Origin of the sequence: Pseudoalteromonas haloplanktis ATCC 14393, from assembly GCF_000238355.1 — a bacterium.
Classification (GTDB): Bacteria; Pseudomonadota; Gammaproteobacteria; order Enterobacterales; family Alteromonadaceae; genus Pseudoalteromonas; species Pseudoalteromonas haloplanktis.
This window is the reverse complement of record NZ_AHCA01000043.1, coordinates 1-1,079: the sequence shown is the minus strand read 5'-3', so window position 1 is coordinate 1,079 and position 1,079 is coordinate 1. Positions and strand designations below refer to the sequence as shown.

Sequence of the window (1,079 nt, the reverse complement as noted above, 5' to 3'; positions counted from 1 at the left end):
GTGGTGTCGTTGGTTTCGCCAATGACATTGATGGTAACACTCGGGGCTAAGGTGTTGAGTGTGAAGTTATCGGTGGCACTGTTGTTATTGCCTGCTGCATCGCTGACGCTGGCAACCACGGTATAATCATCATCAGCAAGCACCGGCGCGGTGACCGCCCACTCGCCATTACTATCAACCGTGGCACTGAGTGAGGTGACGGTGCCGCTGCTGTCGGTGACGGTGAGGCTGATCACTGTCCCTTGTGGCTCTGATGAAGTACCACTGAGTGTTGGGGTGTCATCATTGATTGCCCCAAGGTTATTAATGCTGATCAGCGGATCAAGGGTGTCTAAACGGCCGGTGCCGGTGTCACTGCCGGTGTTGCCCGCGGCATCCGTGATGCTGGCTGTCACGGTATAGCCGCCATCAGGTAAGCTTGGCGCTGTAACCTGCCATGAGCCATCTTCTTGAACGGTGGCGCTTAACCCATAACTGTCGCCATTGGCATCATCTATCCTGATACTGACCACGGTGCCCGCAGGCTCGGTTGAGGTGCCTGTGATTGTCGGCGTGGCGTTATTGCCCAGGCCATTATCATTAACAGTCACACCCGGCACTGACGTATCAATATTACCGGTTAAGGCAAGTTGCGTGTCATTTCCTGCCGCATCAGTGATGCTTGCATCCACGCTATAGTCGCCTTCACTGAGGCCATTAGGAACTTCAACTGACCATTGGCCATTGCTTTGTACTGTTGCAGTCAGGGTTTGTGTCACCCCGTTTGCATCTGTGACAACTAAGGTGACTGTGCCGCCGATTTCATTACTTGTGCCACTGAATACTGGGGTGACATCTTTACCATCTCCGACCCCTTGCACAGTGAGGCTCGGCGCGGCGGTGTCAATCACGCCGCTAATTGAGTCGCTGGTTTCGTTGCCGACCCCGTCGCTAACACTCACATCAATCGTAAATTCACCATCGGGTAATGGGGTGGTTGGGCTGATTGCCCACTCACCATTGGCATCCACTATGGCGGTGACGGTTTGCGTATTACCGTCTTTATCGGTGACTAACACGGTCACCGCTGCGCCTTGCCC

The 1,079-nt window shown here is 54.3% G+C and carries 1 protein-coding gene; it reads right to left on the bottom strand.

Translation table 11 applies throughout. The annotated features are described in order from the left end of the window. Positions 1–1,079, bottom strand: a 1,079-nt coding sequence (locus PHAL_RS23455) for an Ig-like domain-containing protein (protein WP_016710694.1), incomplete at both ends; no start/stop codon positions are given.